Origin of the sequence: Comamonas testosteroni ATCC 11996, from assembly GCF_000241525.1 — a bacterium.
In the GTDB taxonomy this organism is placed as follows: Bacteria; Pseudomonadota; Gammaproteobacteria; order Burkholderiales; family Burkholderiaceae_C; genus Comamonas; species Comamonas testosteroni.
Window position 1 is genome coordinate 1 of the sequence record NZ_AHIL01000035.1, and the last position, 16,966, is coordinate 16,966.

Consider the following 16,966-nt stretch of genomic DNA (forward strand, 5'->3'; position numbering starts at 1 on the left):
GAGAGAGAGAGAGAGAGAGAGAGAGAGAGAGAGAGCAAGGCCATGGACACTGCAGCTTCCCTGTTCCAAGCCTCCTGGCAACGCACATGGCAGGCCCTGGGCCTGAGCCCCCCCGCAGATCTGCTGCAATGCCTGCTCGCAGCCTGGGCCGAACCCCAGCGCCACTATCACACCCAACAGCATCTGGCCGAATGCCTGGGCCAACTCGACTGCGTCTGGGCACAGGCGCAGCGGCCCGGCGAAGTGGCTGTAGCACTCTGGTTTCACGATGCCGTCTACGACATCAAGGCCAGCGATAACGAGCTGCGCAGCGCCGACTGGGCGGCACAGGCACTGCAGGACAGTGGCGCGTCCGAGGCCTGCTGGCGCCGGGTGCATGAGCTGATCATGGCAACCTGCCACACCGCCACGCCCACGCAGGCCGATGCCAGGTTGCTGGTCGATATCGATCTGGCAATTCTGGGCGCCGACCCCGTACGCTTTGCCGAATACGACCGCCAGGTCGCCGCCGAATATGCCTGGGTGCCGCGTCTGGTCTATGGCTTCAAGCGCAAGCAGGTGCTGCGCGGCTTTCTGGACCAGGCCTTCATCTATGCCACGCCGCACTTTCGGCAAATGCTGGAGGCCAAGGCCCGCAGCAATCTGCAGCGGGTCACCTGAGCAGGCCTACATCTCGTCAATGATCGTGCTGGCCGTGGCGCTCAACGCGGGTGCCCGGCCCTCATCGGCTTCGACGGCAAAGCGGTCGCGGCAGTTGACGTAGAAGCTTGCCCCGAAACGCCCCACGGGGAAGAACTCCTGAAGACGCACCCGCCATTTCTCGGTGTCCACCAGCCCTTCGCGCACGGCCAGCCATTGGACGCGGCCGATAAAGACATAGCGGCCCTCGGTCTCCAGCGTCTCGTGCAACACGCATTCAAAGGCCACCGGCGCCTGGGCAATGCGCGGCGGCTGCACGCTCTGCGACGGGGTCGCTATCAAGCCTGTGTGCTGCAACTCGCTGTGCTCGGGCGGCAGGCTGTCGCCGCAGCGGTGCATGGCGGCGGCCATGGCCTCGTCGGTGATGTGCACCACGAACTCGCCCGTGCGCAGGATATTGGTGGCCGTGTCCTTCTGCGCCATATCCTGGCGCTTGTTGATGCTGAGCATGACCACCGGCGGGTCCTCGCCCATCATGTTGAACATGCTGAAAGGCGCCGCGTTCACCGTGCCATCGACTCCCAGCGTGGTCACGAGTGCGATCGGGCGCGGCACGATCAGGCTGGCCATCAGCTTGTAGCGGGCATAGGTGTCCAGTTGCGCAAAATCAATTTCGGTCATTGCAGTCTCTCCCGGCCCTTGCGGCCGCTCTCGCCCTGGCGGCGGATCTGTTATGGATTCGATAGCAGGCTGCGCAATCAGCAGCAGCCCTGAAGCTGCACAGGACTGCAATATTCATGCCGGACGCCTGCCAGTTGACCCGCGCTTGATCTGCGCACGGCCACGCACCATCGCTGGCGCCCCATGCACCAGAGCCGGACATGCAGGTCCGGCACGCACCGTCGCAGTGCCCTCTCCAGCGGTTCACGCTTTGTATACACATTGGCATCGATCTTGCGCACAGGCAGCAGTCCCTTCGCCATCGATAAACCAAGGAGTCATATGCGCAAACGAACCTTTCTTCAGGCCGCCACGGCCGCTGCTGCCCTGAGCTGGGGCGCTGCCCAGGCGGCAGACACGCCGCTCAAGTTCCAGCTGGACTGGCGCTTCGAAGGACCTGCAGCCCTGTTCGTCCACCCCGAGCAAAAAGGCTATTTCAAACAGGCCGGTCTGGATGTGAATGTGGAGGCTGCCAGCGGCGCAGGCGCCATCCAGCGCGTGGCCTCAGGCACCCATGATCTGGGCTTTGCCGACCTCGCCGCGCTGATGGAATTTCACGCCAACAACCCCGACGCGCCCATCAAGCCCGTGGCGATCATGGTGATCTACAACACCACACCGGCCTCGGTGATGGCACTCAGGAAGTCAGGCATCACCAAGGCCGCCGACCTGACGGGCAAGAAAATGGGAGCCCCCATCTTTGATGCCGGCCGCCGCACCTTCCCCATCTTCGCCCAGGCCAATGGCGTGGGCGAGGTGCAATGGAGCACCATGGAGCCGCAGCTGCGCGAAACCATGCTGGCGCGTGGCGACCTGGATGCCGTCACCGGCTATACCTTCACCAGCCTGCTCAATCTGGAGGCCCGCGGCATCAAGCGCGAGGATGTGGTGGTGCTGCCCTACGCCACGCACGGCGTTCAGCTCTACGGCAATGTGATCATCGCCAGCCCCAGGCTGATTGCGGAAAAGCCGGAAGCCGTGCGCGCCTTCCTCAAGGCCTTCGCGCGGGGTGCCAGGGAAGGCATTGCCAATCCCGAAGCCGCCATTGCGTCCATGAAAGCCAAGGATGGGCTGGTCAACGTGGCGCAGGAGGTCAAACGCCTGAAGCTGACGATCGAGACCGCAATCGACAGCAAGGGGGCGCGTGAAGAAGGCTTTGGCCAGCTGCGCACCGAGCGTCTGGCCAGAATGGCCGAGCAGGTCGCCAAGGCCTATGCCACCAAGAACCCGGTGCCGGCCAACGCCGTATGGAACGGCAGCTTCCTGCCCAGCGCAGCAGAGCTGGACATCCTGCCCAAACGCTAGACCTGCATTGAGTCAGCAAGCGCCACTGCCAAGGCCTCAGGCCTCGGGCACCATGGCGTCGGCATAGTCGTAGAGCTCGCCCAGAATCTCCTCGGCGCGCTCGTCGGCGGTTTCGGACAGGGTGTCGATCATGGCGAACATCTGCTCGGCCGTGCGTGCCCCACCCTGTCCTTCGATCAGGCAGGCAGCGCGGTGCTGCTCCCAGCGCTGCTGCTCGCCGGCATCTAGGGTCTGCGGGAAATTGCGCGCACGGTAGCGCCAGACCAGCTCGGTCAGGCGTGCGTCATCAAAGCCGGTCTTGTCCAGCGCCAGCTCCTGGGGCGAGAGGCGCTTGATGCGCTCCAGGCGGCGGCGGTCCTCGTTGCCTACAAAGCCGCCATACAGATCCTGGTCCGCGTCCAGCGGCTCACCCGCCTCGCGCGTGAAGACGGCCTTCCATTGCGCGCTCATGTCGGGCAGGTCGCGGGCAATCGCCGCATGCTGCATCGCCAGTTCCATGTCCACGCCCCATTTTTCGGCCATGGCCGGGCTCAGGGTCTTGAGGCTGCCCACCACCATGGGCGACTTGTTGACGTGGATGCTCTTGATGGGCAGACGGCTCACGCCTTCGGGCAGCTCTGCCTGACGCGTGAACAGACGCAGACGCAGGTCCTCGATGCTGATGCCCGAAAGCTCGCTCGGGTCGGCCGCCAGATCCCAGCAGATGACTTCGTTCTTGTTGGTGGGGTGGGTGGCCAACGGCCACATCACGGCCAGGCAGCCACGCGCGGGGCTGATCATGCCAGTCACATGCAGAAAGGGCCGCGCGTGCTCCTGCGTGGCTGGCAGGCCCATCTCACGAAGGGCGCCGTCCTTTTTATGCAGGCCAAAGGCAAAGTCAAAGAGGCGCGGCTGCTTTTCGCGGATCAGCCGGGCCAGGGCAATCGTGGCGCGCACATCGCTCAGCGCATCGTGGGCCTGCTCGTGCAGCAGGCCATTAGCGCGGGCCAGGTCCTCGAGTTTGAAGCTGGGCGTGCCGTCTTCCTTGGTCGGCCAGTGAATGCCATCGGGACGCAGCGCATAGACCATGCGCACCACGTCGAGCAAATCCCAGCGGCCGCAGCCGTTTTGCCACTCGCGCGCATAGGGGTCGGTGAGATTGCGCCAGAACATGAAGCGCGTGATCTCGTCGTCGAATCGAATCGTGTTGTAGCCCACGCCCACGGTACCGGCCTGGGCCAGCTCGGCCTCGATCAGCGCTGCAAACTCATGCTCGGCAACGCCTTGCTGCAGTGCACGCTGGGGCGTGATACCCGTGATCAGACAGGATTGCGGATCAGGCAGATAGTCATTGGCCGGCTGGCAGTACCACATCACGGGCTCGCCGATTTCGTTGAGCTGGTCATCCGTGCGTATGCCCGCAAACTGCGCGGGACGGTCATAGCGCGGCTGGGCGCCAAAGGTTTCGTAGTCGTGCCAGAAGAAGGTATGAGCCATGGGCCCGAAGTATGCCTGCGAACCGGCACAGCTTACGGCTCAGCCCCATCAACTTCAAGCCTTTTTGGCCCTTATCCTTTATGAATAAAGCGCAAGCAGCTATCAATATGATTGTTTGAGCTGCTCCCAATTCAAACCAAATTTGTGCAGAAATTTGCGCAGCCGGTCTGCATCGTTGACCACGGCTTTTTGCTGGCGCGACTGGTCAAACAGTTTGCGACCCGCATCGGACAGCGTGGTCGATGCGCGGCAGACTGCGATGACGGACTGCAGTTGCAAGCGGTCAAACAGATCGATCTGGGCGATGGCGTCTTCGGACAGATAGTCGCCCAGATCCACCTCAGCCTTGGGCAGGACATGGTTCTGCGCATGCTGCCACAACCAGTCCAGGCGCTTGATCTCGGCCTCCACCTGCCTGGTCGTAATGCGACCGCTGTCGGCCAGCGTGGCCAGCCGCGTGATGCTGGCCGCAAGGTCGCGGAAGTTGCCGCTCCAGGGAGCCTGGGCAGACTTGGCGAACTGCAGATACAGCGCCCTGGCCTCGGCGTTGAAGCGCACGGAGTTGCCGGTCTCGGCCACGGCGCGCAGCAGCAGGTGGTCGATATTGGGCTCCAGATCTTCGGGGCGCTGTGCCAGACCCGGCAAGGTATAGGACCAGAGATTGATACGCGCAAACAGGTCTTCGCGAAAGCGCCCCTCGGCCACATCGACGCGCAGGTCACGGTGAGTGCCAGCTATGAGCTGAAAGTCGCTGCTGACCTCCTTGTCGCTGCCCATGGGGAAAAAGCGCTTTTCCTCCACGGCCTTGAGCAGCATGGCCTGCTCGTCCAGACCGAGCTCGCCGATCTCGTCGAGAAACAGCACGCCTTCATGCGCCGTGCGCAGCAGGCCGGCACGGTCTGCCGCCGCCCCGGTGAACGCTCCCTTTCTGTGGCCGAACAAGGTGGAAGCCGCGCCGTCACCACGCAAGGTGGCGCAGTTGACCTCGACAAAATCGCCGGCCACCTGGTGGCGCGATTTCTTGAGCTCGAAGATGCGCCGCGCCAGATGCGACTTGCCCGCACCCGTGGGCCCTGTGAAAAGAATCGGTGCACGCGAGCGAATCGCCACGCGCTCTATCTCTTCAATCAGCTGGTTGAACTGCGGGTTGCGCGTGGCAATGCCGTTCTTGAGGAAGTCCAGCGCCTCGGTCTGGGCCAGATGGAAGCGCTGCGCCAGGGCTTCGTAGCGCGTGAGGTCCAGATCGATCAGGATCATGTTGCCCGGCGAGCCAGCCTGCTGCTTGCGCGGTGGCGAGGTCTGCAGCAGCACACCCGGTATCTGGCGCGACTCCACCATAAGGAACATGCAAATCTGCGCCACATGGGTGCCCGTGGTGATGTGTACCCAGTAATTCTCGCGCTCGGTATCAAAGCGGTAATTGCGCGCCCAGTCGTAAAGCGAGGCATACATCTCGCCAAAGTCCCAGGGGTCCTGGACATCGGATTCCACCAGATTGACCCGGGTTTCGGGCGAGACATTGGCAATGTCCTGCACCAGGGTCTGCGCCAGCTTGTCGTAGCGGCTGGAGTACAGCAGCTCCAGCCGGTCTATCACCTGGTCTTCGTGCTGCATCAGCGACACCGTAGGCCGCCACTTGCTCCAGCGCCCTGCTCCCTTCCCTGAATCGAGCTGCGTGCCCATGAAGCCAATCACCACATTCTTTTTTGACATATCTTTTTGGATAAATATCTATCTTTAATTCTAATAATCTTTCAATTCATTTTCCACCGCATCTGCCACCCAAAGCAATTGAAATGAAATTTATCCAATTAATTCAATAACTTGAAAATCAACCACTCCACCTTCGAGAAGTTGGCACACCACTTGCAATAACCAAAGCATCTGCAAGTTGAATGCAAACAGGAGAAGAAGAATGGTCAACACGCAATTGTTTCAAACCAGCCGCGGCGCACTGACTGCTGCCGCCAACACGGTCAATCAGGAAGGCGCCGCAGCCTATGCCTTCAGCCCCCGCCACCAGCTGGCCCAGATGGCCGTGACCGGCTGCCTGAGCCAGACTTTCTATGCCAGCGGTCAGGATCAGCTGGAGCAGCTGGGCAATCTGGTGCTGGAGGTGGACACGCGCTTTACCGCCCAGACGGCCGTCTATGCCCGCCAACGCGGCTATATGAAGGACATGCCAGCCACCCTGGCTGCCGCGCTGGCTGTCTGGGATACCGCGCTGCTGAACCAGGTGTTTGGCCGCGTGATCGACAACGGCAAGATGCTGCGCAACTTTGTGCAGATCGTGCGCAGCGGCGCCATGGGTCGCAAGTCCCTGGGCTCGGCACCCAAGAAGCTGGTGCAGAACTGGCTGCTCAATGCGAGCGAGAAGCAGTTGCTCAGCGCTGCCGTGGGCAAACAGCCATCGCTCGCCGACGTAGTGAAGATGGTGCACCCCAAGCCTCAGGAGGCCTGGCGTTCCGCATGGTTTGCCTGGTTGATCGGCAAGCCTTTTGATGAAGCGGAGCTGCCTCCCATCACCCAGGCCTTCGAGCGTTTCAAGCGCGATGCGGCCCAGGGCCTGGTGAGTGCCGAGCTGCCTGATGTTCCGTTTCAGATGCTGACCGCACTCGAGCTGAAAGCCCAGCAATGGGCGCAGATCGCCTGCAGCGGCTCATGGCAGATGGTGCGCCAGAACCTCAACACCTTTGCACGCCATGGCGTGTTCGAGATCAAGGGAATGGCGGCACTGATCGCCCGCAAGCTGGGAGATGCCGACGCCGTGGCCAAGGCCCGTGCCATGCCCTACCAACTGCTGTCGGCCTACCAGGCTGCCGGTGAGCAGGTACCGGCCCAGGTGCGCGATGCGCTGCAGGATGCCATGGTGCATGCCATTGCCAATGTGCCCTGCTTTGCAGGAGCGGTAGTGGTCTGCCCCGATGTATCGGGCTCCATGCACAGCCCTGTGACGGGTTATCGCACCGGAGCCACCACGGCGGTGCGCTGCATCGATGTGGCCGGCCTGATGGCCGCCGCCGTGCTGCGCAAGAACAGGACGGCCCGTGTGCTGCCCTTCGAGCAGAAGGTGGTGAAGCTGGAACTCAACGGCCGCGACTCGGTGATGACCAATGCGACCAAGCTGGCAAAGATCGGCGGCGGCGGTACCAACTGCAGTGCACCACTGAAGCAGCTGGCCGATGAAAAGGCAAGAGTGGATATGGTGATCATGGTCTCGGACAACGAGTCCTGGGTCGATGGTGTGCGCCGCGGTGCCACCGAAACCATGTTGCAGTGGGAGCGCATCAAGCAGCGCAACCCCGACGCCCGGCTGGTCTGCATAGACATCCAGCCCTATGGCACAACGCAGGCCATGGAGCGTGACGACATTCTGAATGTCGGCGGCTTCAGCGATGCGGTGTTCGATGTGGTGGCAAGTTTTGCCGAAGGCAGGCTTGGCGCCGAGCACTGGGTGGGCGAGATCGAGAAGATCGCTCTCCAGCCTCAGTGAGTTGAAGTGATCATCTGTTGCTGGCGAATGCTGGTGGGACTACATATCCAAACTGTCCCGTCTCACCAACCCCTTGTCGCCCGCAGCAGATGTCCTGAATGAAGTTGAACGGTTTGAATGACTGGCTGCGAATGCCGGTGGAACTACATGGGTGCCCGGATTGCAGGTTCGATTCCTGCCCGCCTCGTCGGATCGAAAGATCAACGAGCGGTAGCCAAAGGTACAGCGCGGGTTATGTTTCACCCAACCCTTGTCGCAGCAAGGCATTCATCACCATGGTTTGAGTTTGGCGCGAATGCCAGCAGGACTACATCTGGTTGCCGGGGTTCGATTCCCCAGCCGGGAAACCGGTCATGGCTATGTCTTGCTTCTCTGGTCGCGCCGCCTTTTTTGAACAGGACTTGCGCAAGCGTGAGTCCCATTGAATTTTCGGTTTGGCTGCCCTGCAGCGAATGCCGGTGGAACTACAGACTTTTAATCTCGTGGTCGCAGGTTCGAATCCTGCCAGCAGTTGCAAAGCTGTTGTAGCTCAGCCTGGTAGAGCACGATGTTTCACCAATCCTTGTCGCTGCAAGACCGCCATCAATGACATGAACAACAAGGAAACGACTTGCGCAAAACCGGTCCAGGCAAGACGACTACCTCAGCAGACAGTCCGTTGTTGCGCTCCTGTTTGCGTAGGTCCTGAAGGAAATCAAGATGTCCGAACACAATTACCAACTACTGGAAGTCGCTGGCGGCGTGCCCGTCAAGATGTGGACCAAGGGTGTGCCCGTGGAAACCGAGGCCCGGCAACAGCTGGCCAACGCCGCGCGTCTGCCCATTGTCTTCAAACATATTGCCGCCATGCCCGATGTGCACCTGGGCATTGGTGCCACCATCGGCTCGGTGATTCCCACCGTCAAGGCCATCATCCCCGCAGCCGTCGGCGTGGATATCGGCTGCGGCATGATGGCCGCCAAGACCACGCTTCGCGCCGAAGACCTGCCCGACAGCCTGGCCACGCTGCGCTCGGCCATCGAGAAAGCCGTGCCCCATGGGTCGGCACCCAAAAGCCGTGGCCGTGATCCTGGCGCCTGGGAGAACCCTCCCGATCTGGTGGACCAGAAATGGGCCACGCTGGTGGACGAGTTCGACGCGCTGTGCGAGCTGCACCCCCGCCTGGAAAAGACCAATAACCGCAAGCACCTGGGAACTCTGGGTAGCGGCAATCACTTCGTGGAAGTGTGCCTGGACGAACTGGGCTTTGTCTGGTTCATGCTGCACTCGGGCTCACGTGGCGTGGGCAATGCCATCGGCAACCATTTCATCGAGCTGGCCAAGAAGGATGCCGAGCTGCACCAGCGCAATCTGCCCGACCAGGACCTGGCCTACCTTGAAGAGGGTGCCCGCTATTTTGGCGACTATGTGCGCGCCGTGTCCTGGGCGCAGAAGTTCGCCATGAGCAACCGCGAAGTGATGATGGCCAACCTGATCGCCACCGTGCGCCAGGTGATTACCAAGCCTTTCGAGTCCCACGTGGAGGCCGTGAACTGCCACCACAACTATGTGCAAAAGGAACATCACTTTGGCGAGGATGTGTTCGTCACCCGCAAGGGCGCCGTGAGCGCCAAGCGCGGCGAGATGGGCATCATCCCCGGCAGCATGGGCGCGCGCAGCTATATCGTGCGCGGCCTGGGCAACCCCGAGAGCTTTGAAAGCTGCAGCCACGGCGCGGGCCGCGTAATGAGCCGTACCAAGGCCAAAAAGCTGTACTCAGTGGCTGACCAGATCAAGGCCACCGAAGGCGTGGAATGCCGCAAGGACGAAGGCGTGATCGACGAGATCCCCATGGCCTACAAGGACATCGACGCTGTCATGGCCGCCCAGAAGGACCTGGTGGAAGTGGTCCATACCCTCAAGCAGGTGATCTGCGTCAAGGGTTGAATGAAGCGGGAGCATGGACTCACGCCTCATTGCCAGAAAGGAGATCCATTGTGCAAACCATTGAGCACAAAGCCATTCCGGGTGCATTCCTTCTACTGGAGGTCATGCGCGCCATGCACTGCAAACAAAAGCACGACATGACGGCGCTGCTTGCCGGTGAATCGGGCAAGCGAAGCTGGGGCTTCACCTCGCCCAATAGCAACCAAGACTTGCTCATTTAGCAGGTTGTGCGATAGCGCACAGGTGAAGCAGATTCCGAAAACGCGTGTGCAGAGGCGTTAAGCTCAGCGCCCGAGAAGTGCATATGCTCAAGCCTGGAGCAAGGTGCAAGCAGCGATTCGGTTTTGTTGGAGAGTTGAATGAATGGTTCCGCAGTAGCGGCCCTACTACCGGTGATTGCGTTGATCGGTACAGGGTTTGGCTTGGCGCGTGTCGGACTGGTGCGACAGGCAGCAGTCAAGGACATGTCCAACCTTGTGTTCCTATTGCTGCTGCCTTCACTGCTGTTTCGCACCATGGCTCAGGTCCATATCGGCGAATTGGATTACCGACCGATTGGCGTGTATTTCCTATCGGCCATCATCGTATTCGTGACAACGATGCTGGTCTACGGCTTCAACACCCTGGCTGCGGCGCGCGGATTGGCCAGCATGTTCAGCAATGCAGCCATGATCGGCGTACCGCTCGTGGGCCTGGCCTTTGGCGAGCAGGGACTGGTGACGCTGTTCACCTTGATCTCGGTGCACGCCCTGGTATTGCTGACGGCCGCGACCATGGTGTTCGAGTTGGCATCCTCCCGTGAACAGCATGCTGACGGCACCCACAACAAACGGTCCATGGGGCGCACTGTCTGGCAGGCAGTGCGCAATAGCGTCATCCACCCGGTGCCTTTGCCGATTCTGGCTGGCTTGCTGTGGTCATTGACAGGCTGGCCTCTGCCCGAAGTGCTTGATACCTCACTCAAGATGCTGGGCTCGGCCATGGGTCCCATGGCGTTGCTGCTCGTCGGCATCACGCTGGCCTACACCAGGATCGGAGCTCACTGGCGAGCCGCGATGCGCATCACGCTGGTCAAGTCGCTGGTGCACCCACTTGTGTTTCTCGTCTGCGCCTGGACACTTCAACTGCGCGGCCCGGCCATGGGGGTGATGCTGATCTGCTCAGCCTTGCCCGTGGGTGCCAACGCACTGCTCTTCACCCAGCGCTACCGGGTTGCCGAGGATGAGGTGGTGGCCAGCATTGCCCTCTCCACACTGCTGGCCCTGGTGACCATGCCGCTGCTGCTGATGCTGCTGCACGTCCTGCATGGGACATAGTTCATCAAGGTCGTCCTTCGCGTATATCCACCCTCGATTCAATCGGAGCTCGGTCTTGCCTGCCGACGCATGGCACTGCGGCATTGGCTGAAACATTGCAGTGAACCGGCCATGAGCAGGCCAGCGAAAGTGGGAGCAGATCTCGACCTGTCCTGAAAAAAAGCTTGGCTTTGGCGTCCAGGCAGCTACTCCCAAGTGCAGGACGGGATGACGCAGATCAGTAGACAGGGAACAACGCTCATCCAGTTCGGCAAGGAGGAAGAAGACAAGGACTTGGGCGCTGTCGCTCAGAAGCCGCAATCACTCATAAAAAAAAAGGTGCCCCTGAAATCCGCACAAAGTTACACTTTGAATACATGAACACAAATTGACACGAGCTCTCAAACCGAAAACATTGGCTGCTAAAGGAGGCGCGCGAAATGGATCGTTTGAAAATTTCCACTCGGCTGACTTTCTCGTTCATGACATTGATGGTGCTGATACTAGTGCTGGGAGGGGTGGCACTTTGGGGGTCGTCGACTCAGCGCTCAGCCCTCACCGACATCACCCAGAAGCAAATCCCGATCATTCGCACGCTGAACACCATCACGGATGGTGCCAATGAACAGGCGATTCAATTCCGCAACCTAGCGATCTTTTCCACGGAGACGCTCCAGGCCTCGGCACGTGCCATGATTCAGAAGACCCGCACGGAGCTGGCTGGAGAAATGGATTCGCTGAGCAAGCACACTCACTCCGGCCTGGGGCAATCGCTGCTGGAGGATCTGAAGCAGCGGCGCGTGGCCTTCCTCAAATCCGGTGATGAATTCCTTGCACTGCTCGATCAGGGCCAAAGAGATGAAGCGCTGAAATTGCTGGAAACCCAACTACGCCCCAACCAGCTCGAATATCAGCGGGTTATCCGCAGCATGCTGGATCACCAGACCCAAAGCTCCGACGTGGCCAGCCAGAAGGCTGAAGCTGCTGCCGACAATCTGTTCCAGGAAGTGTTGGCGGCAGGGGCAATCGCCATTCTTCTAGCGGTAACCCTTGCCATCACGATTACTCGCTCCATCACACGCCCCCTGTCCCTGGCCATGGCAGCAGCCGACCGTGTGGCCAGAGGTGATCTCAGCGGCCAGATCACGGTGAAATCTCAGGATGAGACCGGTCAACTGTTGAGTGCGCTGCAACGTATGCAACATAGCCTCGTGAGCACGGTGTCGGCGGTGCGCGGCAATGCTCAGGGAGTTGCGTCGGGCAGCGCTCAGATCGCCATGGGCAATAACGACCTATCCAGCCGCACGGAAGAGCAAGCAAGTGCTCTTGAACAAACTGCTGCATCCATGGAGCAGTTGAGTGCGACGGTCAAACAAAATGCCGACAACGCACGCCAGGCCAATCAGATGGCTGTGAATGCATCCTCTGTTGCCACACAGGGCGGCGAAGTGGTCGCAGAGGTAGTGGAGACCATGAAGAGCATCAATGAAAGCAGCCACAGGATTTCCGACATCATCGGTGTCATTGATGGCATCGCTTTCCAGACCAATATTCTGGCTTTGAACGCCGCCGTCGAAGCTGCCCGCGCCGGTGAGCAAGGGCGGGGCTTTGCAGTGGTTGCAAGCGAAGTACGGGCTCTGGCTGGACGCTCAGCCGATGCAGCCAAGGAGATCAAGCAGCTCATTACCACCAGCGTCCAGCGCGTGGAGCAGGGCTCCATGCTCGTGGACAAAGCCGGCGAGACCATGACCGATGTGGTCACGGCCATTCGGCGCGTCACCGATATCATGGGTGAAATCAGCGCTGCCAGCCACGAGCAAAGCTCGGGGATGGCCCAGATTGGGGAAGCCGTTACCCAAATGGATCAAACCACGCAGCAAAACGCAGCATTGGTCGAGGAAATGGCCGCCGCAGCCAGCAGCTTGCACAACCAAGCACAGTCGCTGGTCGAAGCAGTGGCAGTCTTCAAGTTGTCAGAGCACCAACAAAATACCTCTGCTGCAATGCAGGCAGCGTCGGTCAACCCATCAAGACCAGCGACAGTGGCAAAGGTATCGGAGTCGCCACCAAAGACCCTCGTGGCCACCAAGTCCCCTGTGCTGCGTCGACCAGTTGCCATTGCTGGAACACAGCAGGCTACGGATAAGAATGGCGATGACTGGGAAACTTTTTGAGGAAGCTTCCGAGCAGATCCAGTGAACAAAGGCGGTGAGGCGTCAAGCCTGCCGCCTTTTTAACTGATCGGTGTCGTTGCATAACTGCGTGCTTTGCAGCAGATATGCGTAGACGATGAGCAACTCCACGCACCAGGACCTGCTGCCAGTGGCTCCTTGGGAGCATTACAACGGCCAGCCCTGCGTGATGAGTCATCACCTCTGACAGCAACTCTGTTCTTATTCGAGACGATGATGGATCGGGATTCTGGGGGAGCTGCCTCCCCGCGCTAGAGCAGACATCCAAGTACTCGCATATCCCCGCCGTCTGCGGCGGTACTTCGCAGTTCACAGATTGTCATCATGGCCAGTTGGCTCGGGGCCCGGCTGGTCGCCCCACGCAAGGTGCAAGTTACGCGTTTCACGGAACGTGTACAGATGTTTTACAGTTCCACCCGAGCTTCGCGCCGTACAGCCTGTGGCGGCATGCCGAAGCCGCGCAGGAAGGCTTCGCGCATATGGCGCCGGTCACGAAAACCCGTCTCCCGAGCAATCACCTCCAGCGGATGCCGACTGCCCTCAATCATCAGCCGCGCGGCTTCAAGCCGAAGGCCCTCCACGGCTTTGGCGGGGGACTGGCCCGTCTCGGCCGTGAACACCCGGCTGAACTGGCGTGGACTCAAGCTGGCAGCCTCGGCCAGCTCTTCCACACTCAGTGCTTGAGAAAGGTTGCGCCGTGCATGCTCCAACGCCTGCTGGATACGGTCTGACTTGGGTGCCAGCTTGAGCATCTCCGAGTGCTGTGACTGTCCGCCCGAGCGGCGCTGGTGCATGACCAAGCGATGTGCAACCGACCGTGCAACCTTCGCGCCCAGGTCTTTTTCCACCAGCGCTAACGCCAGGTCGATCTCCGCTGTCATACCGGCAGAGGTCCAGATCGGTCCGTCGGCGATGTAGATGCGGTCGGCCTCAATCTGCGCCTGTGGGTGGCGCTGCTGCAAGGCCTCGGCCCAATACCAGTGCGTGGTGGCGCGGCGTCCGTCAAGCAGGCCCGCGTCGCCCAGCAGGAAAGCGCCCGTGCACAGACCGGCCACGCGCCGCGCGGATACCGCCACCTTGCTCAGCAACCGGATCAGTTCCGGTGCCGGAGCGAAGTCCCTTGGAGTGAGGTTGCCCGCAACCAGCCAGGTGTCTGCCCTGCTGTGTAAGGTGAGGGGCTTTGCCTGCAATGCAAGCCCGGCCGAGGCTCGGGCCGTACCACTCATCGCATAGGTTTCCACCTCATAGAAGGGCTTCTCCACCATCAGGTTGGCGAGTTCGAACACGGCCTGGGTGGCCAGCGCCATGACTTGGAAGCCTTCCGGCAGCATGTAACCGATGCGGTGCATAAGGAACGTCCTTTCCAATGTCCTTTTTCATGACTATATACGTCATTTACGACAAACCCCGCACATCGCACCATTGAGGCCATGGACAACATCCATCAACCTCAAGGAGTTTCACCATGGCACAAACCCATCTCGGTACAGCTCTCATTACCGGGGCGTCCAGCGGCATCGGTGCGCTATATGCAGAAAAGCTCGCTCAGCGTGGCTATGACCTGATCCTGGTCGCCCGCAACCGCGAACAGCTGAACGTGCTGGCGAGCAGCATCAGCACTCGCACCGGCCGTGCGGTAGAAGTCCTGCCGACCGACCTGAACAACCGCGCTGAACTGGCGCGCGTGGAAGAGCAATTGCGCACGGACGCCAGCATCACCTTGCTGGTCAACAACGCGGGCATGGGCACACATACGCCCCTGCTGCACAGCGACGTTGAAAAGATGACCCGCATGGTCGATCTGAATGCCACGGTACCTATGCGGCTGGCCTATGCGGCGGCTCCCGGCTTCGTGGCTCGCGGACGTGGAGCGATCATCAACATTGCTTCCGTCGTCGCCATCTCCCCAGAGACCCTGAATGGCGTCTATGGCGCCAGCAAGGCTTTTGTGCTGGCCTTCAGTCAGTCGCTTCAGCATGAGTTGACCGACAAAGGTGTTCGGGTACAGGCAGTGCTGCCCGGTGCTACGGCCACGGACTTCTGGGCCATCGGCGGATTGCCGGTAGAGAACCTGGATGCAAGCATCGTGATGAGCGCCGAAGACCTCGTCGATGCCGCATTGCTGGGGTTTGAGCGTGGAGAAAAGGTATCCATTCCCTCGCTGCATGCTGGCGAGAAGTGGGATGCCTATGAGAGCGCACGCCGAGCTATGGCCGGCCAGTTGTCCAGCAACATCGTCGCCCAGCGCTACGCCGCTGCGCACTGACTATCGCAAGGAGCCCATGTCATGAAAGCCGTTATTGCAGCTTATGCGCGCTCGCCGTTTCACTTCGCCCGCAAAGGCCGCTTGGCCGAAATGCGGCCGGACACGCTGGCAGCCCAGGTCGTACAGGGTTTGTTGAAGCGCTCGGACCTCGATTCTGCACTCCTGGAGGACGTGATCCTCGGCTGTGCCTACCCCGAGGCCTCGCAAGGCAACAATCTGGCGCGCATCGTCGGTCTGCTGGCCGGCCTGCCCGAAACCGTGGGAGGCATGACCGTGAACCGGTTTTGCGGCTCGTCGATGCAGGCCGTGCATATTGCCGCAGCACAGATCGAGGCCGGCATGGGCGACGCCTTCCTCTGCGTGGGTGTCGAATCCATGACGATGGTTCCGCAGGGCGGCTTCAACTTCTCGCCGAACCCCCAGTTGCAGGCAAATACCGACGCCTATATTTCAATGGGCGAAACAGCGGAAAACGTCGCGCAGAGATGGGGAGTGAGCCGCGCCGACCAGGAGTTGCTGGCACTGCAATCCCATCTGAAAGCCGCCGCTGCTCGCGACCAGGGTCTGCTGATCGATGAAATCCTGCCTATTCTTTTACCGGATGGAGAGCTGCTGGATGCAGACGGCTGCATACGCCCCGCCACCACACTGGAGGCACTGGCCGGGCTCAAGCCTGCCTTCAAGCCTGATGGCGTGGTCACGGCGGGCACATCGTCGCCGTTGACCGATGGCGCTGCTGCTGTGCTGGTCACCCGTGACGATTTTGCCGAACGCCATGGTCTGCAGGCACTGGCGCGCATCCGCAGCTTCGCGACCGTGGGAGTGGACCCGGCGATCATGGGCATAGGTCCGATACCTGCCGCACGCAAGGCGCTGGCCCGTGCAGGTCTCACTGTGGCCGATCTGGATGTGGTTGAGATCAACGAAGCTTTTTCGTCGCAGGCGCTGGCCTGCATCCGAGACCTCGGCCTGGACATGGCAACCGTGAATATCGACGGCGGCGGGCTGGCCATCGGTCATCCACTTGGCGCCACTGGTGCGCGTATCACAGGTAAGGCAGCTGCCTTGCTTGCACGACAGCAGGGACGATATGCCCTGGCCACTCAATGCATCGGCGGTGGGCAAGGTATTGCTACGGTGCTGGAGAGACCGTGAGCTCATATCGACAGAGACCAAGACTTCAACCCCACTCAAGGAAACCATGATGCTTCGTAGCACCGAAACCCTGGAAAGTCTGTTTGAACGCCAGCGCGGCACACTGCCCGATACCTTTGGCGCGCGGCCGCTGACACTTGCCGAAGGCCGCATGACCATGGAGCTGACTATTGAGCCGTGGATGATGGCACCCAACGGCTTTCTACATGCCGCCACTCAGGTGATGCTGGCCGACACCTGCGCCGGCTATGCGACGCTGGCGCATCTACCGGAGGGCGCGAAAGGTTTCACGACACTGGAGCTGAAATCTAACTTCCTTGGAACTGCGAAGCAAGGAGTCTTGCACGTGGAGGCTGTGGCCGAACATCTGGGCAGGACAACGCAGGTGTGGTCGGCCACCTTGTTCGATGACAAGGGACGTAAGCTATCGCTATTTCGTTGCTCGCAGATCGTTCTCTGGTGACTGGGCCCTTGCCGCGCTTGAGTCAGCAGCCTAAAA

At 60.6% G+C, this 16,966-nt stretch carries 14 protein-coding genes; 10 read left to right on the forward strand and 4 right to left on the reverse strand.

All coding sequences use genetic code 11. From position 1 onward, the window contains the following. Nucleotides 1-42 precede the first annotated feature (42 nt). Complete coding sequence (locus CTATCC11996_RS15255) at nucleotides 43-660, forward strand: HD domain-containing protein (protein WP_003077751.1); 618 nt, start codon at nucleotides 43-45, stop codon at nucleotides 658-660. Between the two features lie 6 nt (nucleotides 661-666). Here the strand turns inward: CTATCC11996_RS15255 and CTATCC11996_RS15260 are convergent, their stop codons facing one another. Beyond that, nucleotides 667-1,320, reverse strand: coding sequence for a flavin reductase family protein (locus CTATCC11996_RS15260; RefSeq protein ID WP_003077754.1), 654 nt, complete (start codon nucleotides 1,318-1,320; stop codon nucleotides 667-669). A gap of 321 nt (nucleotides 1,321-1,641) precedes the next feature. Between CTATCC11996_RS15260 and CTATCC11996_RS15265 the strand changes: the two genes are divergently transcribed. Beyond that, on the forward strand, nucleotides 1,642-2,664 hold the full coding sequence (locus tag CTATCC11996_RS15265) for an ABC transporter substrate-binding protein (RefSeq protein ID WP_003077755.1): 1,023 nt from the start codon (nucleotides 1,642-1,644) through the stop codon (nucleotides 2,662-2,664). A gap of 36 nt (nucleotides 2,665-2,700) precedes the next feature. Here the strand turns inward: CTATCC11996_RS15265 and sbcB are convergent, their stop codons facing one another. Both sbcB and rtcR read right to left on the reverse strand, forming a co-directional pair. Next, nucleotides 2,701-4,140, reverse strand: coding sequence for an exodeoxyribonuclease I (sbcB, locus tag CTATCC11996_RS15270; protein ID WP_003077757.1), 1,440 nt, complete (start codon nucleotides 4,138-4,140; stop codon nucleotides 2,701-2,703). Nucleotides 4,141-4,242: 102 nt separating this feature from the next. Next, nucleotides 4,243-5,853, reverse strand: a complete 1,611-nt coding sequence (gene rtcR, locus CTATCC11996_RS15275) for an RNA repair transcriptional activator RtcR (RefSeq protein ID WP_003077759.1) — start codon at nucleotides 5,851-5,853, stop codon at nucleotides 4,243-4,245. 202 nt (nucleotides 5,854-6,055) lie between these two features. Between rtcR and CTATCC11996_RS15280 the strand changes: the two genes are divergently transcribed. The 5 genes from CTATCC11996_RS15280 to CTATCC11996_RS15295 all read left to right on the forward strand — a co-directional run bounded on the left by CTATCC11996_RS15280 (nucleotide 6,056) and on the right by CTATCC11996_RS15295 (nucleotide 13,028). Further along, nucleotides 6,056-7,633, forward strand: coding sequence for a vWA domain-containing protein (locus CTATCC11996_RS15280; RefSeq protein ID WP_003077761.1), 1,578 nt, complete (start codon nucleotides 6,056-6,058; stop codon nucleotides 7,631-7,633). A 699-nt stretch (nucleotides 7,634-8,332) separates the two neighbouring features. After that, nucleotides 8,333-9,559 carry an RtcB family protein gene (locus CTATCC11996_RS15285; protein WP_003077763.1) on the forward strand — a complete coding sequence of 409 codons (1,227 nt, stop codon included), beginning with the start codon at nucleotides 8,333-8,335 and terminating at the stop codon, nucleotides 9,557-9,559. A 50-nt stretch (nucleotides 9,560-9,609) separates the two neighbouring features. Beyond that, nucleotides 9,610-9,780 carry a DNA polymerase beta superfamily protein gene (locus tag CTATCC11996_RS25720; RefSeq protein WP_003077765.1) on the forward strand — a complete coding sequence of 57 codons (171 nt, stop codon included), beginning with the start codon at nucleotides 9,610-9,612 and terminating at the stop codon, nucleotides 9,778-9,780. Between the two features lie 138 nt (nucleotides 9,781-9,918). Further along, entirely contained in the window at nucleotides 9,919-10,875 is a 957-nt protein-coding gene (locus CTATCC11996_RS15290) for an AEC family transporter (RefSeq protein WP_034349311.1), read from the forward strand. A 419-nt stretch (nucleotides 10,876-11,294) separates the two neighbouring features. Continuing rightward, the gene (locus CTATCC11996_RS15295; RefSeq protein WP_003077774.1) at nucleotides 11,295-13,028 is read left to right on the forward strand and encodes a methyl-accepting chemotaxis protein; all 1,734 of its coding nucleotides are present in this window, start codon (nucleotides 11,295-11,297) and stop codon (nucleotides 13,026-13,028) included. Between the two features lie 422 nt (nucleotides 13,029-13,450). On the opposite strand, the gene CTATCC11996_RS15300 is transcribed toward CTATCC11996_RS15295, so the two are convergent. Continuing rightward, a complete protein-coding gene (locus tag CTATCC11996_RS15300; RefSeq protein WP_003077776.1) occupies nucleotides 13,451-14,395 on the reverse strand; it encodes a GlxA family transcriptional regulator in 945 nt (314 codons plus the stop codon). A 116-nt stretch (nucleotides 14,396-14,511) separates the two neighbouring features. Here CTATCC11996_RS15300 and CTATCC11996_RS15305 point away from each other — a divergent pair, with 116 nt between their 5' ends. The 3 genes from CTATCC11996_RS15305 to CTATCC11996_RS15315 are packed head-to-tail and all read left to right on the forward strand — an operon-like array spanning nucleotide 14,512 to nucleotide 16,930. After that, the gene (locus tag CTATCC11996_RS15305) at nucleotides 14,512-15,312 is read left to right on the forward strand and encodes an SDR family NAD(P)-dependent oxidoreductase (RefSeq protein WP_003077779.1); all 801 of its coding nucleotides are present in this window, start codon (nucleotides 14,512-14,514) and stop codon (nucleotides 15,310-15,312) included. 21 nt (nucleotides 15,313-15,333) lie between these two features. After that, nucleotides 15,334-16,467, forward strand: a complete 1,134-nt coding sequence (locus CTATCC11996_RS15310; RefSeq protein ID WP_003077783.1) for a thiolase family protein — start codon at nucleotides 15,334-15,336, stop codon at nucleotides 16,465-16,467. Between the two features lie 46 nt (nucleotides 16,468-16,513). Beyond that, nucleotides 16,514-16,930 carry a PaaI family thioesterase gene (locus CTATCC11996_RS15315; protein WP_003077786.1) on the forward strand — a complete coding sequence of 139 codons (417 nt, stop codon included), beginning with the start codon at nucleotides 16,514-16,516 and terminating at the stop codon, nucleotides 16,928-16,930. Nucleotides 16,931-16,966: the final 36 nt, after the last annotated feature.